The following is a 25,730-nucleotide window of genomic DNA, read 5'->3' on the forward strand; positions in this document are numbered from 1 at the left end:
GTGACGGACCTTCGGGACGACCTGGCACGTGGAACGGGGCGGCCGCGAACGGCCGCCCCTCCCCTGTGTCAGGTCCCTGCGAGGGCTGACCTCAGAACTGCAGCGCCCAGGCGTCGATCCTGCCCGTGTCGTAGCGCGCGTTGTCGCTCACCCGCAGCTTCCAGGTGCCGTTGGCCACCTCGGACGACGCGTTCACCGTGTAGGTGTTGATCACGTTGTCCGCACTGCCGCCGGACCCGTAGGCCTTCAGGTTGTAGACCGAGCCGTCAGGGGCGACGAGGTCGACCTTCAGGTCACCGATGTAGGTGTGCTTGATGTCGACCGAGACGGCCAGGCTGGCCGGCGCGTTGCCCGTGACACCGCTGACGGTGATCGGCGACTCGGCGGTGGCGAAGTCGTTGATCGCGTAGTCGCCGGTGTTCTCGAACTTCGGTCCGGGCGGGGTGGTGCTGCCGCCGCCGACGTACAGCAGGCGGTTGGGCGAGCCGGTGCCCGGGTTGCCCACCACGCCGGAGGTGGCGGCGGTGGTCAGGGCCGAGGAGACCTGGGCCGGGGTCGCGGTCTTGTTGGCCGCCAGGTACAGCGCGGCCGCGCCCGCGACGTGCGGCGTCGCCATCGAGGTGCCGGAGATGGTGTTCGTCGCCGTGTCGCTGGTGTTCCAGGTCGACTTGATCGACGAGCCCGGGGCGAAGATGTCCAGCACGCTGCCGTAGTTGGAGAAGCTGGAACGGGCGTCGGTGCTGGTGGTGGAGCCGACGGTGATGGCCTCGGTCACCCGCGCGGGCGAGTAGTTGGAGGCGTTGGACCCGTCGTTGCCCGCCGCGACCGCGTAGGTGATGCCGGAGGCGATGGAGTTGCGCACGGCCGTGTCGAGGGCGGTGTCGACGCCGCCGCCGAGGCTCATGTTGGCGACGGCCGGCTTGACGGCGTTCTGCGTCACCCAGTCGATGCCGGCGACGACCTGCTCGGTCGTGCCCGAGCCGGAGTTGTCGAGCACGCGGACGCCGACGATCTTGGCCTTCTTGGCCACACCGTGGGAGGACCCGGCGACGGTGCCGGCGACGTGCGTGCCGTGACCGTGGCCGTCCTGTGCCGTGTTGTCGTTGTCGATGGCGTCGTAGCCGTAGGACGCGCGGCCGCCGAAGTCGCTGTGGGTGATGCGCACACCGGTGTCGATGACGTACGCCGTCACCCCCTCACCCGCGGTGTCGGGGTAGGTGTAGCTCTGGTTGAGCGGGAGCGCCCTCTGGTCGACCCGGTCGAGACCCCAGGACGGCGGGCTCGGCTGCGTGCCGGAGATCGTGAAGACGCGGTTCTGCACGACGGACTCGACGGCCGGGTCCGCCGCGAACTTCTTCGCCTGCTCCTCGCTGAGCTGCACGGAGTAGCCGTTGAGCGCGGCGTTGTACGTCCGCTTGATCTTCGCGCCGTACTCGGCCGCGAGAGCCTTGCCCGCCTTCGAGCCCGCGTCTGCCTCGGACTCGTCGAGCGTGACGATGTAGCTGCCCTTGATGGCGCCGGGGGCACCGGCGTTCTCGATGACGCCTTCGGCCGCCGCCGGGGCAGCGGCGGCCGGGAGGGCGGAGACCGTGCCGAGCGAGAGCGCGGCGACGGCTATGGCGCTGGCCGCGGCGAGTCTTCGCCGCGAGTCACGCATCACAGACATGTGAGGGGTCCTCCTCATTGGTGGTGCGTTGCTGTGGGGGTCATGACAGATGGACGACAGGGGCATGCCAACGATTGGGTATCAACTGGGCAACCCCCCTTGTCCGTCCGCCGAGCGAAAGATTGGCCGATCCATAGGAATCGCACAAGAGGACGGGCGGCAGTGAAACATGAGCGCCACACAACCGCCGTCAGGCGCCACAGGGCTGCCATGCTGGCGGCCCATGACGTCCTACCGCTGTCCCGATTGCACGAGTGACTGGCCGGTCGATTCTGACATCTGGTGCTGCCCGGACTGCCGGAGCCCCCTCGACCTGGACTTCCGTGCCTCAGCCGTTCCCCGTTCCGCTCTGGCGGGACGCGTGAATTCGCTGTGGCGTTACGAAGAGGCGCTGCCGCTGTCCGCGCCCGAGACCACGCTCGGCGAGGGCCGGACCCCGCTCGTTCCCCTCACGGCGAACGTGTCGGCGAAGCTCGACTTCGTCATGCCGACGCTGTCCTTCAAGGACCGGGGAGCGGTCATGCTGGCGGAGTTGGCCCGGCGGCTGGGGCCTCGCCGGGTGGTCGCCGACAGCAGCGGCAACGCGGGCACGTCCGTCGCCGCGTACTGCGCGCGGGCGGGCCTGCGGTGCACGGTGTACGTCCCCGAGGGCACGTCCGCGAAGAAGACCGAGCAGATCCGGGCGCACGGCGCCCGCCTGGAGGTGGTCCCCGGAGACCGCGAGGCCACGGCGTCCGCCGCGCGGGCAGCGGCCGGCGAACGGGGTGTCTTCTACGCGAGCCACGTCTACAACCCGTACTTCCTGCACGGCACCAAGACCTATGTCTACGAACTCTGGGAGGACCTGGGCGGCCGGCTCCCCGAGGCGGTCGTCGTGCCCGTCGGCAACGGCACCCTGCTGCTCGGCGCCGCGCTCGCGCTCGACGAACTGCTCGCCCACGGGCTGATCGACACGCGCCCCGCGCTGGTCGCCGTGCAGGCCGAGGCGGTCTCCCCGCTGGCGGCGGCGTTCCGCGCGGGCGCGCACGACCTGCTCGCTCCGGCCCGTGCGACGCCGACGCTCGCGGAGGGCATCGCGATCCCCCGCCCGCCGCGCGCCCGGCAGATCCTGCGGGCGGTACGGGAGTCGGGAGGCGAGTTCCTGACGGTGACGGAGCCCGAGATCCGCGCGGCGCAGCAGGACCTGGCGGCACGGGGCCTGTTCGTGGAGTCGACGGGCGTGGCGTGCTGGGCGGCGGCCGGTTCGTGGACCGACCGCACGGCGGTGGTCCCCCTGTGCGGGGCGGGTCTGAAAACGGGGTTCGTCGGCGGCGACTGACGCGTGGGCAGCGTGAGGCCCTGGCGACGACCGCGCCGCACGGCAGCCCGACCGGCGCGCGGGAGGCACGGCCCGTCACGTGCGGCGGCCCACCGGGGCGAGTCCCGGTGGGCCGACCGTGGCCACGCCGCCTCACATGCGTTCGAGGACCGTCGCGTTGGCCATGCCCCCCGCCTCACACATGGTCTGGAGGCCGAAGCGGGCGCCCCGGTCCTCCATGGCGTGCAGCATCGTCGTCATGAGGCGGGCCCCGCTGGCGCCCAGCGGATGCCCGATGGCGATCGCGCCCCCGCGCACGTTCACCTTCTCGTGGTCCGCACCCGTCTCGCGCAGCCAGGCAAGCACCACCGACGCGAACGCCTCGTTGACCTCGAACAGATCGATGTCCCCGATCGTCAACCCGGCCCGCGCCAGAACCTTCTCCGTCGCCGGGACGATCGCCGTGAGCATCAGCAGCGGATCGTCGCCCGCGACGGCGAAGGAGTGGAAGCGGGCACGCGGCCGCAGCCCCAGCCGCTCCGCCACGTCCGCGCCCATGACGAGCACGGCCGCGGCTCCGTCGTTGACCGGTGAGCTGTTGCCGGCCGTCACCTGCCATCCGATCTCGGGGAAGCGCTCGGCGGTGGCTGCGTCGTGGTACGCGGACCCGAGGCCCGCCAGCGCCTCGGCGGACGTCGTGGGCCGTACGCTCTCGTCCCGCTGCCCGGTCCAGGCCACCTCGCGGTCGAACTCTCCCCGCTCCCAGGCCGCGGCGGCACGGCGATGGGACTCCAGGGCGTACGCGTCCTGTTCCTCGCGGGAGATCTTCCAGCGGGCGGCGATCAGTTCGGCGCTGACGCCCTGTCCGACGAGCCCGCCCGGGTAGCGCTCCGCGAGCCGCAGCCCGAACGGATCGCTGCCCGGCAGCACGGCGGACCCCATCGGCACCCGGGACATCGACTCGACGCCGCACGCGATGGCGATGTCGTACGCCCCGCTGATGACGCCCTGCGCGGCGATGTGCGCGGCCTGCTGCGAGGAACCGCACTGCCGGTCGACGGTCATGCCCGGCACGGCCTCGGGGAACCCGGCGGCGAGCACGGCGTTGCGCGTGATGTTGTACGACTGGTCCCCCACCTGTGTCACGCACCCGCCGATGACGTCGTCGACGAGCCCCGGGTCGATCCCGGCCCGCTCCACGAGCGCGACAAGGGTGCGCGCGAGCAGATCGACGGGCCGCTCCTCATGCAGCGCACCTCCCGGCTTCCCCCTGCCGACGGGTGTACGCACCGCCTCGATGATCACCGCATCTCGCACGACAACCTCCTGAGTTGGAATTCCAAACCATCCACGACAGAGACTATTCCGGCGTCAGTTGGAATTCACAACCCACTCGGGAAGGCCGATCGCGTGTGCCCGGTCACACCACCGCGCCGACTCCCGGGACGACCCGGCACCGGCAGCACGTGAAAGGGCCGGACCCCCAAGGGAGTCCGGCCCTTTCACGCAACCCGATCAGACGTTGAAGCGGAATGTCTGCGGCCCGATCCTGACCTGCGGCGGAGCCCTCCACAGGCCCCTGACCTGGGATTTCCTTGTTGACGTGCGTTGGCTCCAGACTGCTGTTTACGGGTGTCCTGCGGACTGGCTGCGGACTGGAGGACCTCCTCACCCGGATGCCGTGGGGGGTCCGTCCGCCATACCCAGACGCGCCTGCTCCTCCTCGACGATCCGGCGGGCCAGCTCGATGTCTGACACGTCGACCGCGTCCGGGGTGGCTTCGGCTACGGCGCTACGGCGGGCGTAAGCATCGAACAGACGGGTCTTCTCCTCCAGCATCCTCACCATGCGTTCATCCACTCCCCTGGTGGCGAGAAGGCGATGCACGTGAACCGACCTGACCTGTCCCATGCGGTGAGCCCGAGCCACTGCCTGGTGTTCGATGGTCGGCTTGATCTGCGGTTCGCAGATGATGACAACGGAGGCAGCCTGCATATTGAGGCCGACACCGGCCGCCTGGACCTGTGCCAGGAGCAGCGCTGGTCCCGAGACCCCGGCGAAGTCGTCGACGATCTGCTGCCGTCGCCCGGCCGGGACGCTGCCGGTGAGCGGACCGAACATCGGAGTACCGGCAGTAGGACCCGCAGCGAGCGCCGCCTTTACCACGCCCAGCACGTCCTTGAAGTTGGAGAAGATCACTGTCTTCTGCCCGTTCTCGCCGGCCTCCTGAACGATCTCGCGGAGCCGGTCCAGCTTGGCCGACCTCTCGGGGCGCATGTACGCGGCCCTGCGCATCGCCATGAAGTTGCCTGCGCGCACGGCTTCGCGGTACGCCACCTCGTCCGACGCGCTCAGCTCCTCCCACTCGTCGGTCTGCTGAAGACTGGGGAGTTCCGTCAGCACGTCTTCCTGGTTGCGCCTCAGGTAGACCGGGGCGACCGCCTTGCGGAAGGCGACCGATCCTGCCAAGGCGTCCCGCTCGCCAAGGGAGTCCGCCACCCCTCCATCGAGAATCCGGACCAAGTTGCGGAACTCCACGACCCGGTTCTCCATCGGGGTTCCGGTCATGAAGAGGCTGCGCTCACAACGCTCCGTCCACAGGGCGACCGACTGAGACCGCTTGGTCTTCGGGTTTTTCACGGAGTGAGCTTCGTCGACGACGAGCAGTCCGACCTCTCCGCCGCCCGGCGCCGGAAAACCGCGCAGCGCGTCGAACGTGGTCACCCCCACCCCGCCCCGCCCCTTCCAGTCGGCGAACGCGTAGTGCCGGTCGGGTCCGTGAAGCACCACGACGCGAAGGGCGCTGCGGGCCTCGATCTCCCGAGTCCAGTTCACGAGAACACTCGCCGGGCAGACGACCATGAAATGGCTCTGCCCCTCGGCGGCCAGGTGTGCCAGCACGGCAATCGCCTGGATGGTCTTCCCAGGACCCATCTCGTCGCCGAGTATCACCTTGCGCTGCGCAAGGACGAATCGCGCGCCGAACGCCTGGTAACCGCGCAGGGAGACCCGTCGGTGCGAGTCGTCGAGCTGTTGCGTCCGTACCCGCTCGGCGATCTCCTCCGGCAGGAACCCCTCGGCGGCTGCCGCGTCCGGCAGCCGCCCGGAGATCTCGGCGAGCAGGCTGTAGTACTCCGCGGAGCGGAGTTCGAAGTCCACCCATGCCGCGATGTCGGACGAAGATCCACGCAGCAGGTCCACCGAGGCTTGGGCGAGCAGCTCAGGCAGGTCGGCCTGGTCTGCTTCGTCCACCAGTGAGCGGATCTCGGCGACCGCCGCCAGGGCACGTGCCTTCTTCTCCTGGCCGGCCAGGAGCATTCTGAAACGCCCGACGGCGGGCCTCGCGTCGACCAGCAACGGGCCGAGCCGTTCCGACAGGGCTGCGGCGCGATCCACCGCGCGCCGGGCGTCCGGGCCGGCTTCCACCAGTACGTGCAGGGCCATGACGAGCGCGGTGGTGCTCGGCTCCGGCCGGTCCACGTCAATGTGGACGGCCACCGTCTCGTGCACCGCTTCGGAAAGCCGCCGAGCAGCGGCAAGGATCTGATCAACCGTGCGCTGCCCGACACCGGGAATCTGCCGCAACCGATAGGGGCCCGCTTCGAGAACACGGCCCACCGTGCCAAGGCCGCTCTTCTCGACGTTCCCCAGCCGCAGGCGTCCTTCAGTGGCGTCCTGCAGCCGGGCGACAGGGATGGCGTCGAGCTCCCGCGTGACCGCCGCGTCATGAATCGGCTTCAGCGCCGCCCGCACCGCCTCGACTGCCCTGGCGTGGTCACCGGCCACTGCCTGCGCCGCCTCGTACAGTCGCGCTCCCGTTGCGACCGTGTCCCGCTCACCACGCCCCACGCGTCCCGCCCCTCTCTCGCAGTCGCCGCATCCTCCCACCGCCCAATCCGACCCTGCACGGGGTGCCCGTCCAGTCCGGGCGAGATGCCGATGTCCCATCGGACGGGGGCGCCTGACCTGCGCTGCCGCAGGTCAGAGGCCCCCTTCTCGCGATCTCGGGGATGCGGGAGAACTCGGCGCAGAAGTCGGACCTGCAGGAGCTTTTCACCACCGAAGGCTTACGACCGCCGGTAGGATCAGCGGCATGAGCGGTAGCAGGAAGTACTCCATCAGTCTCCCCGAGGACCTCGCCGAGGCCGTACGCGCCCACGTCGGCCCGGGCGGCTTCTCCGCCTACGTCGCTGAGGCCCTCGAACAGCGGGTCGCCATGGACAAGCTCCGGGAGATCGTCGCCGACTTCGAGACCGACAACGAAGCTCTCACCCGCGAGGAGGTCGAGGCCGCCCGGGCGCTGCTGCGCCACGACCACCGGCAGGCAGGCGGGGCCGCCGCCTGATGCCCGGCACCCTACTGCTCGACAGCGAAGGCCTCTCGAAGCTCTACCGCAAGGACCGTACCGTCGTGGCTCTGGTCCAAGCGGCGTCGGAAGAGGGCATCCGCGTCGCCACCAGCGCCATGACCACTCTTGAGGCCGACTACGAGCGTATCCGCCCAGCCCGCATCAAGTGGGTCCTCTCCCGGGTCGACGTTCACGACGTCACCAAGGCGATCACCGACCAGGCTGCCGCGCTTCTTCGCACCCATCACCTACACGGCCACAAGTACGCCATCGATGCCGCCTTCGCCGTCATCGCCCGCAACGCACCCCGGCCGGTCACCGTCCTCACGTCCGACCCCGAGGATCTGACACTCCTGTGCGGCCCTTACGCGGAGGTCGTCAAGGTCTGAGGCAGCCTCACGCCGACCAGACCTGCCACTGCCCCAAATCACGAGGCGAGGACTCCCTGCGGACAGAAGCTTGTGCCCGACCCACCAACAGGCGGGTCGGGCACAGTTCTTGACGAGACGTCAGACGTTGAAGCGGAACTCCACCACGTCGCCGTCCTGCATCACGTACTCCTTGCCCTCCATGCGCGCCTTGCCCTTCGCGCGGGCCTCCGCGACCGAGCCCGTCTCCACCAGGTCGGCGAAGGAGATGACCTCCGCCTTGATGAAGCCCTTCTGGAAGTCGGTGTGGATCACGCCGGCCGCCTCGGGGGCCGTGGCGCCCTTCTTGATCGTCCAGGCGCGGGACTCCTTCGGGCCCGCCGTGAGGTAGGTCTGCAGGCCGAGGGTGCGGAAGCCGACGTGGGCCAGGGTCGCCAGGCCCGGCTCCTCCTGGCCGACGGACTGGAGGAGTTCCAGGGCCTCGTCCTCGTCGAGCTCGGCGAGGTCCGCCTCCAGCTTGGCGTTGAGGAAGATCGCCTCGGCGGGGGCCACCAGGGCGCGCTGCTCGTCCTTGAAGGCGTCGTCCGTCAGCTCGTCCTCGTCGACGTTGAAGACGTAGAGGAACGGCTTCGTGGTGAGCAGGTGCAGGTCGTGCAGCAGCTCGGCCTTCTCGGAACCCTGGACGATGCCCTGCGAGAAGAGGGTGTCGCCCCGCTCCAGGATCTCCTTCGCCGCCTCGACGGCCGCGACCTTCGGCGCCACGTCCTTCTTGATGCGCGCTTCCTTGGCCAGCCGCGGCAGGACCTTCTCGATCGTCTGCAGGTCCGCGAGGATCAGCTCGGTGTTGATCGTCTCGATGTCGTCCTTCGGCGAGACCTTGCCGTCGACGTGCACGACGTTCTCGTCCTTGAAGGCGCGGATGACCTGGCAGATCGCGTCCGACTCGCGGATGTTCGCCAGGAACTTGTTGCCCAGGCCCTCGCCCTCGCTCGCGCCCCGCACGATGCCCGCGATGTCGACGAAGTCGACCGTCGCCGGGAGGACCCGCTGCGAGGAGAAGATTTCGGCCAGCTTCGTGAGGCGGGCGTCCGGGACGCCGACGACGCCCACGTTCGGCTCGATCGTGGCGAACGGGTAGTTGGCCGCCAGCACGTCGTTCTTGGTCAGGGCGTTGAACAGGGTCGACTTGCCGACATTCGGCAGACCGACGATTCCGATCGTGAGCGACACGTTGGCGACTTCCTGAGTGGAGAGTGAGGACTGGCGGGGGGCCGTACGGCCCGGCATGGGCGGGCCGATCCACCAGTTTACGGGCGGGCCGTGCCGGACAGCGACGGCCGCCGGGAGTCGAACGGAGGGCCAAGGTCGCCCAAAGGGCGTGTCTGGTACCTCCCTACCGCCTCCCGGCAACCTACGTTGGTCGATGTGGAGCAGCCCAGAACTCGTCGCCCCCAGTCCCGGCAGCGTCCGCAGGGCACCCTTCCCGCCCGGGGTGCGCTCGCCGACGGCACCGTCTACCCGGTGCCCGCCCGGCCCCCGCGGCCGGTGCCGCCGGTCGTGCTCGCGCTGCGCCGGCTGCCGAATCCCCGGCTGACGGGGCTGGGCGCCGGGCTCTTCGGGGCCGCGGTGATGCTGGCGCTCGGCAGCCTGGACCGGCTGCTCCTGGACGGCTCGCCGGTGGCGTACGGGCTGCTGTTCCTGCCGGTGAGCGCGCTGACCGCGCTGTGGGTGCGCGAGGCCGACCTGGTGATGGCCCCGGTCATCGTGCCGATCGCCTTCGCCGTGGGGATCGTTCCGATCTCCGGCGGCGACGGCGGCTTCGGCGGGCAGACCATGGCGGTCGTCACCGCCCTCGCCGTGCACGCCGGCTGGCTGTACGGCGGGACGCTGATCGCCGGGCTGATCACCTGCGTGCGCAAGGTACGGACGATGGGGCGGCGACGGCGCCGTTCCCGTCCCGGCGGGCCGGGGCAGCCGGGCGGGGCAGCCCGCCGCTGACGCGCCGGCGGCGGGCCATGCCCCCTCAGCGCCCCGCAGCCGCCATCGCCGCCCCCACGATGCCCGCGTTGTTCTGCAGCTCCGCGGGGACGATCTCGGCCCGCACGCCCTCGATCAGCGGCAGGAACTTCTCCGCCTTGCGGCTCACCCCGCCGCCGATGACGAACAGCTCCGGCGAGAACAGCATCTCCACGTGCGCCAGGTACTTCTGGACCCGCCGCGCCCAGTGCGCCCAGCTGAGGTCCGCGTCCTCCTTGGCCTTCGTGGAGGCGCGCTTCTCGGCGTCGTGCCCGTCCAGTTCGAGATGGCCGAGCTCGGTGTTGGGGACCAGGCGGCCGTCGACGAAGAGGGCGCTGCCGATGCCCGTACCGAACGTCAGCAGGATCACCGCGCCCTTGCGGCCACGGCCCGCGCCGAACGTCATCTCCGCCACGCCCGCCGCGTCCGCGTCGTTCAGCACGGTCACCGGCAGCCCGCCGAGGCGGTCGCCGAGGAGGCGTGCCGCGTCCTGGTCGACCCAGCCCTTGTCGACGTTGGCCGCGGTGCGGGTGACGCCGCCGGTGACGACGCCGGGGAACGTGATGCCGACCGGCCCGTCCCAGCCGAAGTGGGCGACCACCTCGGCGACGCCGTCCGCCACCGCGTCCGGTGTCGCGGGCTGCGGCGTCAGCACCTTGTGGCGCTCCGCGGCCAGGTCGCCCCGCTCCAGGTCCACGGGAGCGCCCTTGATCCCGGAACCGCCGATGTCCACTCCGAAGACGTTCATGGGCACCACGTTAAGGGGGCGGGCGGAGCGGGACGAGCGTGTCGGGACGACCGCCGGCCGGTTACTGGCCCGACAGCCGTGCCGCCTCCGCGCGCAGGTCGCGGCGCAGCTCCTTGGGGAGCGAGAACGTGATCGACTCCTCCGCGGCCTTGACGATCTCGACGTCCTCGAAGCCGCGCTTCGACAGCCACTCCAGCACGCCCTCGACGAGCACCTCGGGCACGGACGCGCCGGAGGTCACGCCGACCGTGAAGACGCCCTCCAGCCACGCCTCGTCGATCTCGTCGGCGAAGTCGACCAGGTGCGCGTCACGGGCGCCCGCGCCGAGCGCCACCTCGACGAGCCGTACCGAGTTCGACGAGTTCTTGGAGCCGACGACGATGACGAGGTCGGCCTCGGCGCCCATCTGCTTGACGGCGGTCTGGCGGTTCTGCGTCGCGTAGCAGATGTCGTCGCTCGGCGGGGAGATCAGGCCGGGGAACTTCGTCTTCAGGGCGTCGACCGTCTCCATCGTCTCGTCGACCGAGAGCGTGGTCTGGGAGAGCCAGACGACCTTGTCGGGGTTGCGGACCTCGACGTTCGCCACGTCGCCGGGGCCGTCGACGAGCGTGATGTGGTCGGGCGCCTCGCCGGAGGTGCCGATGACCTCCTCGTGGCCCTCGTGGCCGATCAGGAGGATGTCGTAGTCCTCCTTGGCGAACCGCACGGCCTCCTTGTGGACCTTGGTGACCAGCGGGCAGGTCGCGTCGATGGTCGCGAGCTTCCGCTCGGCGGCCTCCTCGTGCACGATCGGCGCCACGCCGTGGGCGGAGAACATGACGATCGACCCCTCCGGGACCTCCGCCGTCTCGTCGACGAAGATCGCACCCTTCTTCTCCAGGGTCTGCACGACGTACTTGTTGTGGACGATCTCGTGGCGGACGTAGATCGGCGCCCCGTACTGCTCCAGGGCCTTCTCCACGGCGATCACGGCACGGTCCACGCCCGCGCAGTAGCCGCGGGGAGCGGCGAGGAGGACGCGTCGGGCAGGCGGCGTAGCAGTCATGCGTCCCATCGTAAGGCCCCCCTGCGGACGGGTGATCTCCTGTGGACAGCGGCCCGGGACACGGGCGGCGGCGCCGGGTGGACCGCCCGCGGGGCAGGCGGCCGGTTCGGGTCGCCGGAGTTGTCGTACCCGGCCGTTACGCTCGCCCGTATGGCTCTCAACACGTCCGCGGAAGCTCCCCTGCCCGTCGGCGAGGTGTCGCGGCTCATCGGGGGGTGGATCGACCGGCTCGGGGCGGTCTGGGTGGAGGGGCAGATCACCCAGCTGTCGCGTCGGCCGGGTGCCGGGGTCGTCTTCCTGACCCTGCGCGATCCGTCGTACGACATCTCGGTGAGCGTCACCTGCTTCCGGCAGGTGTTCGACGCGGTCGCGGACGTGGTGTCCGAGGGCGCGCGGGTCGTGGTGCTCGCCAAGCCGGAGTGGTACGCGCCGCGGGGGCAGCTGTCGCTGCGGGCGTCGGAGATGAAGCCGGTGGGCATCGGTGAACTGCTCGCGCGGCTGGAGCAGCTGAAGCGCTCGCTGGGCGCCGAGGGACTGTTCGCGCCGGACCGCAAGCGGGCGCTGCCGTTCCTGCCGCACCGGGTGGGGCTGGTGTGCGGGCGGGCGTCGGCGGCCGAGCGCGACGTCCTGGAGAACGCGCGCCGGCGATGGCCGCACGTCCGTTTCGAGGTGCGCAACGTCGCGGTGCAGGGCGTCCACGCTGTGCCCCAGGTCGTCCAGGCGGTGAAGGAGCTGGACGCGCTGGAGGACGTGGACGTGATCATCGTGGCGCGCGGCGGCGGGAGTGTGGAGGACCTGCTCCCCTTCTCCGACGAGCAGCTGGTGCGTGCGGTGGCCGCGTGCACGACGCCCGTCGTGTCGGCCATCGGGCACGAGCCGGACTCGCCGCTGCTGGACCTGGTGGCCGACCTTCGGGCCTCCACGCCGACCGACGCCGCGAAGAAGGTCGTCCCGGACGTCGGCGAGGAGCTGCAGCGGGTCCGCCAGCTGCGGGAGCGCGCGCTGCGCACGGTCCAGGGGCTGCTGGACCGCGAGGAGCGCGGCCTGGCGCACTGTCTGGCCCGGCCCTGCATGGAGCATCCGCACCGGATGGTCGACCAGCGCGAGGACGAGGTGGACGCGCTGCTGGCGCGCAGCCGGCGGGTGCTGGGCCACCTTCTGGACCGCGCGGACTCGGAGCTCGCGCACACCCGCGCGCGGGTGGTCTCGCTCTCCCCCGCGGCGACGATGGAGCGGGGCTACGCGGTGCTGCAGCGCGCCGACGGCGCGGTGGTGCGCTCGCCGGAGGACGTGAGCGCCGGCGAGGGGCTGCGGGCGCGGGTCGCCCGGGGCGAGTTCGCGGTGCGGGTCGAGGAGTGAGGGCTCCCGCCGCCTGGGGAAGTGCGTTCGTTTCTCACACATAGGGTGGTTGGCATGGCTGCCAAGACGGAAGAGGCCGCGCTCGGTTACGAGCAGGCGCGGGACGAGCTGATCGAGGTCGTGCGCCGCCTGGAAGCGGGCGGTACGACGCTCGAGGAGTCGCTCGCCCTGTGGGAGCGCGGCGAGGAGCTGGCGAAGGTGTGCCGCCACTGGCTGGAGGGCGCCCGGGCGCGCCTGGACGCGGCGCTGGCGGAGTCCGAGCCGGACGGGGACGGCGGCGAGAGCTAGTCCCCTGGGGCAGCCGGCGTGGCGGTCCGCGGGGCCGGGCAGGCCGCAGCCGGCCCGAGGAGGACGGATGGGGCGTCTGTGAGTCGGCTCACGGGGGCCAGAATTTTGTTGAAACTTGAACCGCATGCGTTGTACGGTGAATTCATTGGTTGACCCATAATCCGTTTCGGAAGGTATGCCCGTCATGTCGCTCGTTCTCGACCCCACCGCCCAGGACCTCCTCTTCCGCGAGGCCCGCACCGCCAACACGTTCACCGACGAGCCGGTGACCGACGAGCAGGTCCAGGCGATCTACGACCTGGTCAAGTACGGTCCGACCGCCTTCAACCAGACCCCGCTGCGCGTCGTGCTGGTCCGCTCCGCCGAGGCCCGGGAGCGTCTGGTCACCCACATGGCCGAGGGCAACCAGGCCAAGACCGCGACCGCCCCGCTGGTCGCGATCCTGGCCGCCGACAACGAGTTCCACGAGGAGCTCCCCACCCTGCTGCCGCACTTCCCGCAGGCCAAGGACCTCTTCTTCAGCGAGCGCCCGGCCCGTGAGTCGGCCGCATCCCTCAACGCCGCGCTCCAGGCCGCCTACTTCATCGTCGGCGTCCGCGCCGCCGGTCTGGCCGCCGGCCCGATGACCGGCTACGACGCCGCGGGCATCCAGAAGGAGTTCCTGGACGACGACCACACCCCGCTGATGGTCGTCAACATCGGCAAGCCGGGTGAGGACGCCTGGTTCCCGCGCTCGCCGCGCCTGTCCTACGAGGACGTCGTCACCACCGTCTGAGCCGCCGCCGCACGGCACGTGAAAGGCCGCCGCACCCCATGCAAGCACCGGGTGCGGCGGCCTTCGCCGTACGCGTCGCAGCTGCGGCTACGGCTTCGCCGACCCGGTCGCCGGGGCCGAGGACCGCACGGCCTCCTCGGGCTCGCCCGGCCGGGGGCTGAGCGCGGCGGCCATCTCGGCCAGCCGCGCGGGCGGGGCCGTCCCCGTGACCACCGTCGTCGCGCCGCCGGCCGTCAGCACCAGGGCGTCGTACTTCGGCCCCTCCCACAGCTGCCAGGTCTCGCCGGCCACCTGCCGCGTCCTGCCGGTGTCGGCCGCCTGGTGGGTGACCTCACGCACGTACTTGTCGGCGGCCTTCGCCGTGGACTGCTCCACCGCCACGTACTGGTTGTCCGGGTCGAGGAAGCCGAGGTGCCAGGCGTGGGCGTCCGCGCGGTCGAAGGTGACCGACGTCGCCCGCCACTCCTTGCCCAGCCCCTCCGGCACGGCCACAGGGTAGGGTGCTGCCCGCTGCGCCGTCACCAGCTCGACGCGGTAGTCGACCGTCCTGATCGGGTCCGCGTGCTCGTCGTGCGGAACGAGCATGTAGATGCCCGCCACGACGACGCCGATCACCGCCATGGACTGGAACATGCCACGGATCGTCTGCTTGCCTCGCATACCTGCCACGCCCCCCATGGTCGCATCATGGTGTTGTGCTCATACGTGGGCCCCTCTGCTCAATTTGTCGATGTACCGATAGAGTCGCAGCACCCTCCTTATCCCCGGCCGTCGCCGTACAGAAAGGTGCGCTCCGATGACCGAGCACCATCTGCCGTCCGAGCTCGAGGTCTCCCCCGAGGCCCCCGACCGCAACCTCGCCCTCGAGCTGGTGCGGGTCACCGAGGCCGCCGCCATGGCCGCCGGCCGCTGGGTGGGCCGCGGCGACAAGATCGGTGCCGACGGCGCGGCGGTCAACGCCATGCGGACCCTCGTCTCCACCGTCTCGATGAACGGCGTCGTCGTCATCGGCGAGGGCGAGAAGGACGAAGCGCCCATGCTCTACAACGGTGAGCGGATCGGCGACGGCACCGGCGCCGAGGTCGACATCGCCGTCGACCCGATCGACGGCACCACGCTCAACGCCAAGGGCATGCCGAACGCCATCGCCGTCCTGGCCGCCGCCGACCGCGGCACCATGTTCGACCCGTCCGCGGTCTTCTACATGGACAAGCTGGTGACCGGCCCCGAGGCCGCCGACTTCGTCGACATCAACGCTCCCGTCTCGGTCAACATCCGCCGGGTCGCCAAGGCCAAGAGCATGTCCCCCGAGGACGTCACCGTCGTGATCCTGGACCGGCCCCGCCACGAGGGCATCGTCAAGGAGATCCGCGAGACCGGCGCCCGGATCAAGTTCATCTCGGACGGCGACGTCGCCGGTTCCATCATGGCCGTCCGCGAGGGTACGGGCGTGGACATGCTGCTCGGCATCGGCGGTACGCCCGAGGGCATCATCTCGGCCTGCGCGATCAAGTGCCTGGGCGGCGTGATCCAGGGCAAGCTGTGGCCCAAGGACGACGCGGAGCGCCAGAAGGCGATCGACGCCGGGCACGACCTGGACCGGGTGCTGTCCACGAACGACCTGGTCAGCGGTGAGAACGTGTTCTTCGTCGCCACCGGCATCACGGACGGCGAGCTGCTGCGCGGCGTCCGCTACCGCTCGGAGACCGCGACCACGTCGTCGCTGGTGATGCGCTCGAAGTCCGGCACGATCCGCCAGATCGACTCCACGCACCGGCTGTCGAAGCTGCGCGCGTACAGCAAGATCGACTTCGACCGCGCGAAGTAGCGGCCGGCCGTCGGACGCGTGACGTACGGGAAGGGGCGCCCCTCGCCGGGGGCGCCCCTTCCCGTATGTCGTGTGCCGTATGCGGTGTGCGGCCGCGTCGTGCGCTCAGGCAGCCGAAGGGGACTTCTTCAGCTCCACCTCGCGCCTGCGTCGCCGGGCCAGCACCACGCGGCGCTCGGCCGCCGTGAGGCCGCCCCACACCCCGTACGGCTCGGGCTGGAGGAGGGCGTGCTCCCGGCACTCGACCATCACGGGGCAGCGGGCGCAGACCCGCTTCGCAGCCTCTTCGCGCGACAGGCGCGCAGCCGTCGGTTCCTTCGAGGGGGCGAAGAAGAGCCCGGCCTCGTCGCGGCGGCACACCGCCTCCGCGTGCCAGGGACCGGCCTGATCCTCCCGAGCAGGGATGCGCTGAGGCGGAACGGCGGCTACCTGCAAGGACTGATGCGGCAGTTGCAGCACGGTCTACTCCTGACGACGGATTCGCGAGCGAGAGACGATGCAGCAGTCCCTACCCGCTGTGCGCACTCCTAAGCACTGAGTGGCACTGAGTTCCGACGTACGGAATTGCGGATCGGCGCGCGCGGCGGAAATCCTTCGGTGCGCGCGGCCGTCAGCCGAGGTGTTTGCGCAGGCGGTCGTGGAGATCGGAGATGCGGCGGCCCCGCCTGGGCTTGGCCTCGACATTGCCGAAAACCGAGTAGCCGTTGACGACGACCACCGGCGCCTCGGGGTCGGCGGCCTCCAGCGTGACGACCTCGAAGCTCCCGCAGAAGCCGGTGCCGCTGCCGCGCAGCGTGATGTTCTCGGGGACGCGGACCTCCACGTTGCCGAAGATCGACGTCGCGTTGATCACGGTGAGGCGCTGCCCGAACAGGGCCTCGGTGAGGTCGATCTCGACGCTGCCGAAGAGGGAGAACGCGTTGGTCCGGCGGCCGACGCGCCAACGCCCCTTGCGGGTGGAGCTGGAGAAGACGGCGACCATGTTCTCGGCGGGGCCGGTGGGCTCGTCGGTCTCCGGCCCGTACGGAGCCGCGCCGGTGCGCCGGCCCGCCGCGGGCAAGTCGGCGACCAGCGGCTCCAGTTCGCCGAGGGTCTTGGCGCGGTAGACGGCGTCGATGCGCTCGGAGTGCTCCTCGGCGTCCAGCCGGCCTTCGGCCAGGGCGTCCCTGAGGATGTCCGCGATCCGGTCGCGGTCGGCGTCCGAGGCGCGGAGAGCATGGTCGGCGCGGCGGGTCTCCACGGGCACGGCCGGCTTCTGGGGCTGCTTCTCGAGGTCCACGTCGTCAGCCTAGCGAAACGCGATAGATCGCGACCAGGGGCGGCACGGACGGAACCGGCCGCAATCGGACGATTTCCCACCCGAGGGAGCCCACCGACGCCGCGGCGCGTGGCCCGTCACCCCGGACCCCCGCCGCATCCGGGAAGTGAGCCTTACCTCACACAATCGGGGCAGCAGGGGCGTTCTACGCTGGAGGGCGCTGCCAACGGAGGCCAGCCGCTGTCTGTGAAGTGAGGAATGGGCGAAATGCCGGAGTTCGCGTATACGGATCTGCTCCCCCTGGGAGAGGACACCACCCCGTACCGGCTGGTGACCTCCGAGGGTGTCTCCACCTTCGAGGCCGACGGGCGCACGTTCCTCAAGGTCGGGCCCGAGGCGCTGCGCAAGCTCGCGGCCGAGGCCATCCACGACATCCAGCACTACCTGCGGCCCGCCCACCTCGCGCAGCTGCGGCGCATCATCGACGACCCCGAGGCGTCGTCGAACGACAAGTTCGTCGCCCTGGACCTGCTGAAGAACGCGAACATCGCGGCCGCCGGCGTGCTCCCCATGTGCCAGGACACCGGCACCGCGATCGTCATGGGCAAGCGCGGTCAGAACGTGCTGACCGAGGGCGGGGACGAAGAGGCACTCTCCCGCGGCATCTACGACGCGTACACCAAGCTCAACCTGCGCTACTCGCAGATGGCTCCGCTCACCATGTGGGAGGAGAAGAACACCGGCTCCAACCTGCCCGCGCAGATCGAGCTGTACGCGACCGACGGCGGCGCCTACAAGTTCCTCTTCATGGCCAAGGGCGGCGGCAGCGCCAACAAGTCCTTCCTCTACCAGGAGACGAAGGCCGTGCTCAACGAGGCGAGCATGATGAAGTTCCTGGAGGAGAAGATCCGCTCGCTCGGCACGGCCGCCTGCCCGCCGTACCACCTGGCGATCGTCGTCGGCGGCACCAGCGCGGAGTTCGCGCTCAAGACCGCCAAGTACGCCTCCGCGCACTACCTCGACGAGCTGCCGTCCGAGGGGTCGGAGCTCGGCCACGGCTTCCGCGACGAGGAGCTGGAGAAGAAGGTCTTCGAGCTCACCCAGAAGATCGGCATCGGCGCGCAGTTCGGCGGCAAGTACTTCTGCCACGACGTGCGCGTGGTGCGTCTGCCCCGGCACGGCGCCTCGCTGCCCGTCGCGATCGCAGTCTCCTGCTCGGCCGACCGCCAGGCCGTCGCGAAGATCACGGCCGAGGGCGTCTTCCTGGAGCAGCTGGAGACCGACCCGGCGCGCTTCCTGCCGGACACGACGGACGAGCAGCTCGCCGAGGACGGAGACGTCGTCAGGATCGACCTCAACCGGCCGATGGACGAGATGCTCGCCGAGCTGACGAAGTACCCGGTCAAGACGCGGCTCTCGCTGACCGGCCCGCTGGTCGTCGCGCGCGACATCGCGCACGCGAAGATCAAGGAGCGGCTGGACGCGGGCGAGGAGATGCCGCAGTACCTGAAGGACCACCCGGTCTACTACGCCGGCCCGGCGAAGACCCCCGAGGGATACGCCTCCGGTTCCTTCGGTCCGACGACGGCCGGCCGGATGGACTCCTACGTCGAGCAGTTCCAGGCGGCCGGCGGCTCGAAGATCATGCTGGCCAAGGGGAACCGGTCCCAGCAGGTCACCGACGCCTGCGGCACGCACGGCGGCTTCTACCTCGGCTCGATCGGCGGCCCGGCCGCCCGCCTCGCGCAGGACTGCATCAAGAAGGTCGAGGTCGTCGAGTACGAGGAGCTCGGCATGGAGGCGGTGTGGAAGATCGAGGTGGAGGACTTCCCGGCGTTCATCGTGGTCGACGACAAGGGCAACGACTTCTTCCAGGACCCGGCGCCTGCGCCGACGTTCACGTCGATTCCGGTGCGGGGGCCGGGGCTGGCGTAGCGGTTCCCCTCCCCGCCCCTCTCCGAACCGGGGGCAGGCCCCCGGACCCCCGTGGCCCTGCGTCGTGCCGGACGTGGGGCTCGGGGCTCGGGGCTCCGCCCCGGGACTCGTACCGCGCTTCGCGCGGTGTCCTCGAACTCCCCTGCGGTCTGGCGGCCGTGGGGCCCGGACGGGCTGATGTCGCGCAGCGACGTCGGCCCGTCCGCCGCTTGCGGCGCGGGGGCACGGGGTGCGCAGCACAGGGAGCCTGGGGCGACACCCCAATTCCGGCAGCCCGCGGCCCAGTGCGGAGCCCCGCCCCCGCGAAGCGTCAGGCCACTGCCCTGAGGCGGAGCACCAATTGCCCGCAGCCCAGGAAGTCCCGGGCTGAAACACCAGTCCCCGCGGGCCACGGGACCCGGGGGACCCCAACTGCCTGGCCCAGCGGCCCGGGGGCCGGAGCCCCAACTGCCCACAGCCCAGGAAGTCCCCGGCTGAAACACCAGTCCCCGCGGCCACGGACCCGGGGGACCCCAACTGCCTGGCCCAGCGGCCCGGGGCCGGAGCCCGCGGCGGCCGAGGCGGATCCCGCACTTGTGCAGCCCAGGGGCGGAGCACCCGATACCCACGCCAGGCCCGGGACGGAGATCCGGGCCTGGCGAGTGCTGGCACAGGCAGAGCCCCCGTCGCGCGAAGCGCGAGGGCCCTGGGCTATGCCAAGCGTTGGGCCGGACTGTCGTCGCACGGCTGCAGCGCCGCCCTCGCCCCCGGCGACGGCAGCGTCACGCACAACGACTGCGCCGCCGACGGGCGGATCGTCCCCGACGTGCGGACGAACTGCTGGTTCGCGCCCCCGTGGCAGTCCCACACGATCAGTTCCGTGCCCGGCCGGTACGCCCCGTCCGGGACGTCCACGCACCGGTCCTGGCTCAGTTCCGTGTGCAGCAAGCGGCGCTCCGGGTCGTACCACCAGGCCTGGTTGCGGCCGCCGTGGCAGCCCCAGGCCAGCAGGGCCGTGCCGTTGCGGGTGACCGCCCCCGACACGTCCAGGCACGGCCCGGACGCCGCCTTCAGCGGGCGGTACGCGTCGTCCCACGCCAGCGGGAGCAGCACCGGCCGGCCCGTGGACGCCACATCCGCGCAGCTCGCCTCCCTCGCCGCCGAGGCGTAGAGCTGTGTGAGGCACGACGCGAAGGCCGCATGACCGCGGGCGTTCGGGTGGAAGGACTGGCGGACCGAGTTCGCGTCCGGTGGGAAGGGGTTGGTGACGTCCACGTACAGTCCCCGCGCCCACGGGTCCTGGTAGCAGACCTCATGGCCGTGGAAGAGGCGGGAGTTGTCCAGGTACACCGCGCCCGCGCCGCGCGCTGCCGCGCGCATGCCGCGTTCGAAGGCGGGGACGGCGCTGTTGCGGCCCCACACGGTGTCGGAGTCGTAGCCCATCCCTCCGCAGGCCAGCTTGCCCGGGAATGCCGGATTGTCGCGGAAGTCGGGGCCGACCGGGCTCGGGTAGCCCATCACGACGAGCTTGTAGTCGCCGTCGGCGTAGCCGGCGTCCCTCATGACGGTCCGCAGGTCGCGCACGGTCTGTTCGACCTTGGGGACGAGGCCGTCGACGCGGGCCTGCCAGCCGGGTGCGTACTTCGGCTCGCACGGGCCCTGGAAGGTCATGTACCGCACGACGCAGTCGGTCATCACGGGGCCGAACTGGAGGTCGTCGTTGGCGCCCGCCACCAGCAGCACCATCTTGATGCGGGTGTTGCGGGCCTTGATGGCGAGGTTGTCGCTCTGGACGAGTTCGTCGGCGTACTGCTTCGATCCGCCGATGCGGATGTTGCCGGTGGACGCGCCGGAACAGGAGACGTTGAACGTCAGGTCCGCGGCGATGCCCGTGCGGTGGATCGCCGCGTCGGGTGAGCGGTGGCACCAGTTGTCGGGGCCGTTGGTGCCGGGCTCGTAGGTGCCGACGCCCTCACCGGAGATCTCGCTGTCGCCCAGCGAGATCAGGCCGGTCTTGCGGAGGGCCGGCGGGCGTTCCTCCGGGCTGCCGTAGAGTGCGGTCGCCTCGGCCGCGCGGACGGCTTCGAGTCCGGGCGGCAGCGGTACCGACGACACAGCCGGGGTGCCGGCCGCGGCGGGGGCGGTGAGCGTCGTCCCGCCCAGGACGGTGGCGAGTACCGCGGCGGCGGCCACGGTACGAGTCAGTGTGCGAAGTCTTGGGCCTGTTCCCTTCATTGCGCCTCCCCGAGTTGTGGTTACTCCCGGTATTTACTGGCGGGTAGCGCAGTTGGGAACAGACGGAACAAGACAACTGCTCAACTTTTCGAGACGTTCGGGAGGAAGGACAGCGATGAGCGACGCGGACGGGTTCCGGATCGAGCACGACTCGATGGGTGAGGTACGGGTGCCCGCGCACGCCAAGTGGCGGGCCCAGACCCAGCGTGCCGTGGAGAACTTCCCGGTGTCCGGTCAGCGGCTGGAGCGCGCGCACATCGCGGCCCTGGCCCGTATCAAGGCAGCCGCGGCGCAGGTCAACGCCCAACTGGGCGTCCTGGACGCGGACATGGCGCGGGCCGTCGCCGAGGCGGCGGCCGAGGTCGCCGACGGCCGGTGGGACGACCACTTCCCGGTCGACGTGTTCCAGACCGGCTCCGGCACGTCGTCCAACATGAACGCCAACGAGGTCATCGCGACGCTCGCGAGCGAGCGGCTGGGCCGCGACGTGCACCCCAACGACCATGTGAACGCCTCCCAGTCGTCGAACGACGTCTTCCCCTCCTCCATCCACATCGCGGCGACAGCGGCGGTCACGGGCGACCTGATCCCGGCCCTGGAGTACCTGGCGGCGTCGCTGGAGCGCAAGGCGACGGAGTTCGCGACGGTCGTGAAGTCCGGCCGTACGCACCTGATGGACGCGACGCCGGTGACGCTCGGCCAGGAGTTCGGCGGCTACGCGGCCCAGGTCAGGTACGGCGTCGAGCGCCTGAAGGCGTCCCTGCCACGGCTGGCCGAACTGCCGCTGGGCGGCACGGCCGTGGGCACCGGCATCAACACGCCGCCCGGCTTCCCGGCCGCGGTCATCGCCGAGGTCGCGCGCACGACCGGGCTGCCGCTGACCGAGGCCCGCGACCACTTCGAGGCACAGGGCGCGCGCGACGGTCTGGTGGAGACGTCCGGTCAGCTCCGCACGATCGCCGTGTCGCTGACCAAGATCTCCAATGACCTGCGCTGGATGGCCTCCGGGCCCCGCACGGGACTCGCCGAGATCACCCTGCCCGATCTCCAGCCCGGTTCGTCGATCATGCCGGGCAAGGTCAACCCGGTGATCCCGGAGGCCGTTTTGATGGTGGCCGCCCAGGTGACCGGCAACGACGCCACCGTCGCCGCCGCGGGCGCGGCGGGGAACTTCGAACTCAACGTGATGCTGCCGGTCATCGCCAAGAACCTGCTGGAATCGGTCAGGCTGCTCGCCAACGCCTCCCGGCTGCTCGCCGACCGCACGGTCGACGGCATCACGGCGAACGTCGAGCGGGCGCGCGAGTACGCGGAGTCCTCCCCCTCCGTCGTCACCCCGCTCAACAAGTACATCGGCTACGAGGAGGCCGCGAAGGTCGCCAAGAAGTCGCTCGCCGAGCGCAAGACGATCCGGGAGGTCGTCCTGGAGTCCGGCTACGTGGAGCGCGGCGCCCTGACCGTCGAGCAGTTGGACGAGGCGCTGGACGTGTTGCGTATGACCCACCCGTGACCTGTGTCGCAGCAACCGGGGTGCCCACCTCCTAAGATCTGCTCATGACAGGCACGGAACGCATCGCACGCTGGACGCCCGGGGACCAGATCCTCTGGCGCTACCGCGGCCATGCCCCGGATCTGGACGGCTGCGGCGTGCACATCTGCCGGCCGGTGACAGTCGTCCAGGACACCGAGGAACTGCTCGCGGTCTGGATGGCGCCGGGGACGGAGTGCGTGAAGCCGGTCCTGGTGGACGGCACCCCCGTTCACCAGGAGCCGCTCGCGACCCGCTACACGGCCCCGCGCACGCTCACCCGGGACCGCTGGTTCGGCTCGGGGGTGCTGAAACTCGCCCGCCCCGGCGACCCGTGGTCGGTCTGGCTGTTCTGGGAGACGGGCTGGCGGTTCAGGAGCTGGTACGTCAACCTCGAGGAGCCGCGTACGCGTTGGTCGAACGGGGTCGACTCCGAGGACCACTTTCTCGACATCTCCGTGTACCCGGACCGCAGTTGGCTGTGGAGGGACGAGGACGAGTTCGCGCAGGCGCAGCGGGTCGGGCTGATGGACGCCAGGAAGGCGGCGCGGGTGCGCGCGGCGGGACGGGCGGCGGTGGAGTCGATCCGGGCCTGGGAGGCGCCCTTCTGCTCGGGCTGGGAGCACTGGCGGCCCGATCCCTCCTGGCCGGTCCCGGAGTTGCCCGCCGACTGGGCCCGCACTCCGGCCCGGCGGCTGGCCTCCTGACCCGCGCCGGCGGGACAGGCGGCGCGCCGCAGAAGGCCGACGCGGAACGAAGCTGGCCGAAACCTTGCGTTTCTCCGACCACTCCGCCCGATCTCTCCACCCCTGTGACATCTCGTGTCACGTCCGGGTGTCCAATTCGGATCAGTGAACGCGCTCCGGCGTATACGACCTCGTGAGACTCTTGATGCGCCCCCTGGGGGCAACCGTAGGATCGTCGTCCGCGAGGCTGTGCCGTACGAGGGAGAGCTGAGCGCAGGCCGAGGACCGCACGTCAGCACGAGTCACCACGAGTCAGTACGAGTCATACAGGGGGTTGAGCCGTGCCGGATGCCCGCCACCCTGTCGACGCCGCCTCCAGAGCGGGTATACCGCCCCACGAGGCGGTTGCACCGCACAACCGGCCCGGACGGACGGAATCCCACGCGTGACGGAGCATCCCACCTCCCACGAAGGCCGGCAGCCCCTGGCTGCCCGGTCCCAGGAACGCACCCGGCCGCGGGCGGAGGCGGCCGGGGCCGCAGCCGTGCCTTCCGGACCGCCGCCGAAGCCGCAGCCCCAGACGCACTCCGTGCCGGCCCAGGTCGCCCAGGCCCAGGACATCGCCGGCACCGCGCGCCGTGAGGGCGACCGGCTGCGTTTCGTGGGGGCGGCGACCCGGCGGATCGCGCGCGGCATCGACCTGGACGAGATCGTGCTCGGTCTGTGCCGGGCGACCGTGCCGACGTTCTCCGACGCGATCCTGGTCTACCTGCGCGACCCGCTGCCCGTGGGCGACGAGCGGCCCGTGTCGCCGTTCGTGCTCCGGCTGCGCCGCAGCGACCGGCTGCGTCTGAACGCCGACGACGCCGACCAGGGCACGGGCCTGTCCGTACCCCTGCTGGACCCGGGGACCGACCTCGCGCCCGCCGCCGAGCTGTGCGAGGTGCTCTCGGGCGGCGCGCTGTCCGAGGTGCTGCGCGGGGTCCGGCCGGTCTTCGGTGACTCCGCGGCGGCCCGCGCGGCGCTGCCCGAACTCCTCGGCGACGGGCGCAGCGTGCCGAGCGGCCATCGGGCGATACTCGCCCCGCTCCGCGGCCGTCGCCGCGTGATCGGTGCCGCCGTCTTCCTGCGCCGCCCCGACCGTCCGGCCTTCGAGCCGAACGACCTGCTGGTCGCGGCCCAACTCGCCACGCACACCGCGCTCGGCATCGACAAGGCCGTGCTCTACGGGCGCGAGGCGTACATCGCCGACGAGCTGCAGCGCACGATGCTGCCCGACTCGCTGCCCCAGCCGACCGGCGTGAAGCTCGCCTCGCGCTACCTGCCGGCCGCCGAGACGGCCCGCGTCGGCGGCGACTGGTACGACGCGATCCCGCTGCCCGGCAGCCGGGTGGCGCTGGTCGTGGGCGACGTGATGGGCCACTCGATGAAGTCGGCTGCGATCATGGGCCAGTTGCGGACCACCGCGCAGACCCTCGCCGGTCTCGACCTGCCGCCGCAGGAGGTGCTGCACCACCTCGACGAGCAGGCCCAGCGGCTCGGCGCCGACCGGATGGCGACGTGCCTGTACGCGGTCTACGACCCGGTCTCGCACCGCATCACCATCGCCAACGCCGGACACCCGCCGCCCATCCTGCTGCACCTGGGCGGGCGTGCCGAGGTGCTGCGGGTGCCGCCCGGCGCGCCCATCGGTGTCGGCGGCGTGGACTTCGAGGCGGTGGAGCTCGACGCCCCCGCCGGAGCGACGCTGCTGCTGTACACCGACGGCCTCGTCGAGTCGCGGCTGCGCGACGTCTGGACGGGCATAGAGCAGCTGCGCGAGCGCCTGGCCGACACCGCCCAGCTGACCGGCCCGGACCACTCGCCTCCGCTGGAGGCGCTGTGCGACGACGTGCTCGACATGCTGGGCCCGGGCGACCGGGACGACGACATCGCGCTGCTCGCGGCCCGTTTCGACGGAATCGCGCCCAGCGACGTCGCGTACTGGTTCCTGGAGCCTGAGGACGCGGCGCCGAGCCGCGCCCGTCGGCTGGCACGGCGCGCGCTTGCCCGCTGGGGCCTCGAGGAACTGTCCGACTCGGTGGAGCTGCTGGTCAGCGAGGTCGTGACCAATGCCGTGCGGTACGCGGAGCGTCCCGTCACGCTGCGGCTGCTGCGCACGGACGTGCTGCGCTGCGAGGTCGGCGACGACTCCCCGCAACTGCCGAGGCAGCGCAGGGCCCGGGACACCGACGAGGGCGGCCGCGGCCTGTTCCTGGTGAACAGGCTGGCGAGGCGGTGGGGGGCGACCCGGCTGTCGACCGGCAAGGTCGTCTGGTTCGAGCTGCCCGCCCGGTCCTAGCGGTCTGCATACGGCTGCGCCCCGGGATCC

The 25,730-nt window shown here is 71.0% G+C and carries 22 protein-coding genes; 12 read left to right on the forward strand and 10 right to left on the reverse strand.

Annotated features, from left to right (window positions below; genetic code table 11):
- Positions 1 to 91 precede the first annotated feature (91 nt).
- Positions 92 to 1,666, reverse strand: a complete 1,575-nt coding sequence (locus tag AB0K02_RS17330; RefSeq protein ID WP_365993290.1) for a S8 family serine peptidase — start codon at positions 1,664 to 1,666, stop codon at positions 92 to 94.
- A gap of 223 nt (positions 1,667 to 1,889) precedes the next feature.
- Here AB0K02_RS17330 and AB0K02_RS17335 point away from each other — a divergent pair, with 223 nt between their 5' ends.
- The gene (locus AB0K02_RS17335) at positions 1,890 to 2,984 is read left to right on the forward strand and encodes a threonine synthase (protein ID WP_365993291.1); all 1,095 of its coding nucleotides are present in this window, start codon (positions 1,890 to 1,892) and stop codon (positions 2,982 to 2,984) included.
- A gap of 132 nt (positions 2,985 to 3,116) precedes the next feature.
- On the opposite strand, the gene AB0K02_RS17340 is transcribed toward AB0K02_RS17335, so the two are convergent.
- On the reverse strand, positions 3,117 to 4,280 hold the full coding sequence (locus AB0K02_RS17340; RefSeq protein WP_365993292.1) for a thiolase family protein: 1,164 nt from the start codon (positions 4,278 to 4,280) through the stop codon (positions 3,117 to 3,119).
- Between the two features lie 351 nt (positions 4,281 to 4,631).
- A complete protein-coding gene (locus AB0K02_RS17345; RefSeq protein ID WP_365993293.1) occupies positions 4,632 to 6,812 on the reverse strand; it encodes a DEAD/DEAH box helicase in 2,181 nt (726 codons plus the stop codon).
- A 244-nt stretch (positions 6,813 to 7,056) separates the two neighbouring features.
- Here AB0K02_RS17345 and AB0K02_RS17350 point away from each other — a divergent pair, with 244 nt between their 5' ends.
- On the forward strand, positions 7,057 to 7,308 hold the full coding sequence (locus tag AB0K02_RS17350) for a hypothetical protein (RefSeq protein ID WP_018845686.1): 252 nt from the start codon (positions 7,057 to 7,059) through the stop codon (positions 7,306 to 7,308).
- Positions 7,308 to 7,700 (forward strand): DNA-binding protein, encoded by a 393-nt coding sequence (locus AB0K02_RS17355; protein ID WP_365993294.1) that lies wholly within the window; start codon positions 7,308 to 7,310, stop codon positions 7,698 to 7,700. Before AB0K02_RS17350 ends, AB0K02_RS17355 begins: the two co-directional genes overlap by 1 nt.
- 120 nt (positions 7,701 to 7,820) lie before the next feature.
- Here AB0K02_RS17355 and ychF read toward each other — a convergent pair whose 3' ends face one another.
- Positions 7,821 to 8,909, reverse strand: a complete 1,089-nt coding sequence (gene ychF, locus AB0K02_RS17360; protein ID WP_365993295.1) for a redox-regulated ATPase YchF — start codon at positions 8,907 to 8,909, stop codon at positions 7,821 to 7,823.
- A gap of 291 nt (positions 8,910 to 9,200) precedes the next feature.
- On the opposite strand from ychF, the gene AB0K02_RS17365 reads away from it, so the two are divergent.
- Entirely contained in the window at positions 9,201 to 9,677 is a 477-nt protein-coding gene (locus AB0K02_RS17365; RefSeq protein WP_365993357.1) for a DUF6542 domain-containing protein, read from the forward strand.
- Between the two features lie 25 nt (positions 9,678 to 9,702).
- Here AB0K02_RS17365 and ppgK read toward each other — a convergent pair whose 3' ends face one another.
- Positions 9,703 to 10,443, reverse strand: coding sequence for a polyphosphate--glucose phosphotransferase (ppgK, locus tag AB0K02_RS17370; RefSeq protein WP_365993296.1), 741 nt, complete (start codon positions 10,441 to 10,443; stop codon positions 9,703 to 9,705).
- Between the two features lie 61 nt (positions 10,444 to 10,504).
- Positions 10,505 to 11,497, reverse strand: a complete 993-nt coding sequence (locus tag AB0K02_RS17375) for a 4-hydroxy-3-methylbut-2-enyl diphosphate reductase (RefSeq protein ID WP_365993297.1) — start codon at positions 11,495 to 11,497, stop codon at positions 10,505 to 10,507.
- A gap of 141 nt (positions 11,498 to 11,638) precedes the next feature.
- Here AB0K02_RS17375 and xseA point away from each other — a divergent pair, with 141 nt between their 5' ends.
- From xseA to AB0K02_RS17390, 3 genes are all read left to right on the forward strand, one after another.
- Complete coding sequence (gene xseA / locus AB0K02_RS17380; RefSeq protein WP_365993298.1) at positions 11,639 to 12,847, forward strand: exodeoxyribonuclease VII large subunit; 1,209 nt, start codon at positions 11,639 to 11,641, stop codon at positions 12,845 to 12,847.
- A 54-nt stretch (positions 12,848 to 12,901) separates the two neighbouring features.
- Positions 12,902 to 13,135, forward strand: coding sequence for an exodeoxyribonuclease VII small subunit (locus AB0K02_RS17385; protein WP_365993299.1), 234 nt, complete (start codon positions 12,902 to 12,904; stop codon positions 13,133 to 13,135).
- A gap of 184 nt (positions 13,136 to 13,319) precedes the next feature.
- A complete protein-coding gene (locus tag AB0K02_RS17390) occupies positions 13,320 to 13,910 on the forward strand; it encodes a malonic semialdehyde reductase (protein ID WP_365993300.1) in 591 nt (196 codons plus the stop codon).
- A gap of 87 nt (positions 13,911 to 13,997) precedes the next feature.
- Here AB0K02_RS17390 and AB0K02_RS17395 read toward each other — a convergent pair whose 3' ends face one another.
- Positions 13,998 to 14,570, reverse strand: coding sequence for a DUF4245 domain-containing protein (locus AB0K02_RS17395; protein ID WP_365993358.1), 573 nt, complete (start codon positions 14,568 to 14,570; stop codon positions 13,998 to 14,000).
- A 136-nt stretch (positions 14,571 to 14,706) separates the two neighbouring features.
- Between AB0K02_RS17395 and glpX the strand changes: the two genes are divergently transcribed.
- Positions 14,707 to 15,738: a class II fructose-bisphosphatase gene (glpX, locus tag AB0K02_RS17400; RefSeq protein ID WP_307713680.1), complete on the forward strand. Its 1,032-nt coding sequence runs from the start codon at positions 14,707 to 14,709 to the stop codon at positions 15,736 to 15,738.
- A 105-nt stretch (positions 15,739 to 15,843) separates the two neighbouring features.
- Here glpX and AB0K02_RS17405 read toward each other — a convergent pair whose 3' ends face one another.
- Both AB0K02_RS17405 and AB0K02_RS17410 read right to left on the reverse strand, forming a co-directional pair.
- The gene (locus tag AB0K02_RS17405; protein ID WP_177150775.1) at positions 15,844 to 16,197 is read right to left on the reverse strand and encodes a WhiB family transcriptional regulator; all 354 of its coding nucleotides are present in this window, start codon (positions 16,195 to 16,197) and stop codon (positions 15,844 to 15,846) included.
- 151 nt (positions 16,198 to 16,348) lie between these two features.
- A complete protein-coding gene (locus AB0K02_RS17410) occupies positions 16,349 to 17,017 on the reverse strand; it encodes a DUF1707 domain-containing protein (protein ID WP_365993301.1) in 669 nt (222 codons plus the stop codon).
- A gap of 246 nt (positions 17,018 to 17,263) precedes the next feature.
- On the opposite strand from AB0K02_RS17410, the gene AB0K02_RS17415 reads away from it, so the two are divergent.
- Positions 17,264 to 18,931, forward strand: a complete 1,668-nt coding sequence (locus tag AB0K02_RS17415) for a fumarate hydratase (protein ID WP_365993302.1) — start codon at positions 17,264 to 17,266, stop codon at positions 18,929 to 18,931.
- Between the two features lie 690 nt (positions 18,932 to 19,621).
- On the opposite strand, the gene AB0K02_RS17420 is transcribed toward AB0K02_RS17415, so the two are convergent.
- Positions 19,622 to 21,145, reverse strand: a complete 1,524-nt coding sequence (locus AB0K02_RS17420; protein WP_365993303.1) for a ricin-type beta-trefoil lectin domain protein — start codon at positions 21,143 to 21,145, stop codon at positions 19,622 to 19,624.
- Positions 21,146 to 21,260: 115 nt separating this feature from the next.
- On the opposite strand from AB0K02_RS17420, the gene AB0K02_RS17425 reads away from it, so the two are divergent.
- From AB0K02_RS17425 to AB0K02_RS17435, 3 genes are all read left to right on the forward strand, one after another.
- Positions 21,261 to 22,655 (forward strand): class II fumarate hydratase, encoded by a 1,395-nt coding sequence (locus AB0K02_RS17425; RefSeq protein ID WP_365993304.1) that lies wholly within the window; start codon positions 21,261 to 21,263, stop codon positions 22,653 to 22,655.
- A 44-nt stretch (positions 22,656 to 22,699) separates the two neighbouring features.
- Positions 22,700 to 23,380, forward strand: coding sequence for a DUF402 domain-containing protein (locus AB0K02_RS17430; RefSeq protein ID WP_365993305.1), 681 nt, complete (start codon positions 22,700 to 22,702; stop codon positions 23,378 to 23,380).
- 424 nt (positions 23,381 to 23,804) lie between these two features.
- Positions 23,805 to 25,700, forward strand: a complete 1,896-nt coding sequence (locus AB0K02_RS17435) for a SpoIIE family protein phosphatase (RefSeq protein WP_365993306.1) — start codon at positions 23,805 to 23,807, stop codon at positions 25,698 to 25,700.
- Positions 25,701 to 25,730 lie beyond the last annotated feature (30 nt).

This window comes from Streptomyces sp. NPDC049597, from assembly GCF_040675505.1.
Taxonomy (GTDB): domain Bacteria; phylum Actinomycetota; class Actinomycetes; order Streptomycetales; family Streptomycetaceae; genus Streptomyces.

Coding starts and splice junctions, on each gene's coding strand:
- AB0K02_RS17415 (WP_365993302.1), top strand. CDS start 17,264: ATGCCGGAGTTCGCGTATACGGATCTGCTCCCCCTGGGAGAGGACACC.
- AB0K02_RS17385 (WP_365993299.1), top strand. CDS start 12,902: ATGGCTGCCAAGACGGAAGAGGCCGCGCTCGGTTACGAGCAGGCGCGG.
- AB0K02_RS17375 (WP_365993297.1), bottom strand. CDS start 11,497: ATGGGACGCATGACTGCTACGCCGCCTGCCCGACGCGTCCTCCTCGCC.
- AB0K02_RS17355 (WP_365993294.1), top strand. CDS start 7,308: ATGCCCGGCACCCTACTGCTCGACAGCGAAGGCCTCTCGAAGCTCTAC.
- AB0K02_RS17425 (WP_365993304.1), top strand. CDS start 21,261: ATGAGCGACGCGGACGGGTTCCGGATCGAGCACGACTCGATGGGTGAG.
- AB0K02_RS17430 (WP_365993305.1), top strand. CDS start 22,700: ATGACAGGCACGGAACGCATCGCACGCTGGACGCCCGGGGACCAGATC.
- glpX (WP_307713680.1), top strand. CDS start 14,707: ATGACCGAGCACCATCTGCCGTCCGAGCTCGAGGTCTCCCCCGAGGCC.
- xseA (WP_365993298.1), top strand. CDS start 11,639: ATGGCTCTCAACACGTCCGCGGAAGCTCCCCTGCCCGTCGGCGAGGTG.
- ppgK (WP_365993296.1), bottom strand. CDS start 10,443: ATGAACGTCTTCGGAGTGGACATCGGCGGTTCCGGGATCAAGGGCGCT.
- AB0K02_RS17395 (WP_365993358.1), bottom strand. CDS start 14,570: ATGCGAGGCAAGCAGACGATCCGTGGCATGTTCCAGTCCATGGCGGTG.
- AB0K02_RS17420 (WP_365993303.1), bottom strand. CDS start 21,145: ATGAAGGGAACAGGCCCAAGACTTCGCACACTGACTCGTACCGTGGCC.
- AB0K02_RS17350 (WP_018845686.1), top strand. CDS start 7,057: ATGAGCGGTAGCAGGAAGTACTCCATCAGTCTCCCCGAGGACCTCGCC.
- AB0K02_RS17335 (WP_365993291.1), top strand. CDS start 1,890: ATGACGTCCTACCGCTGTCCCGATTGCACGAGTGACTGGCCGGTCGAT.
- AB0K02_RS17390 (WP_365993300.1), top strand. CDS start 13,320: ATGTCGCTCGTTCTCGACCCCACCGCCCAGGACCTCCTCTTCCGCGAG.
- AB0K02_RS17330 (WP_365993290.1), bottom strand. CDS start 1,666: ATGTCTGTGATGCGTGACTCGCGGCGAAGACTCGCCGCGGCCAGCGCC.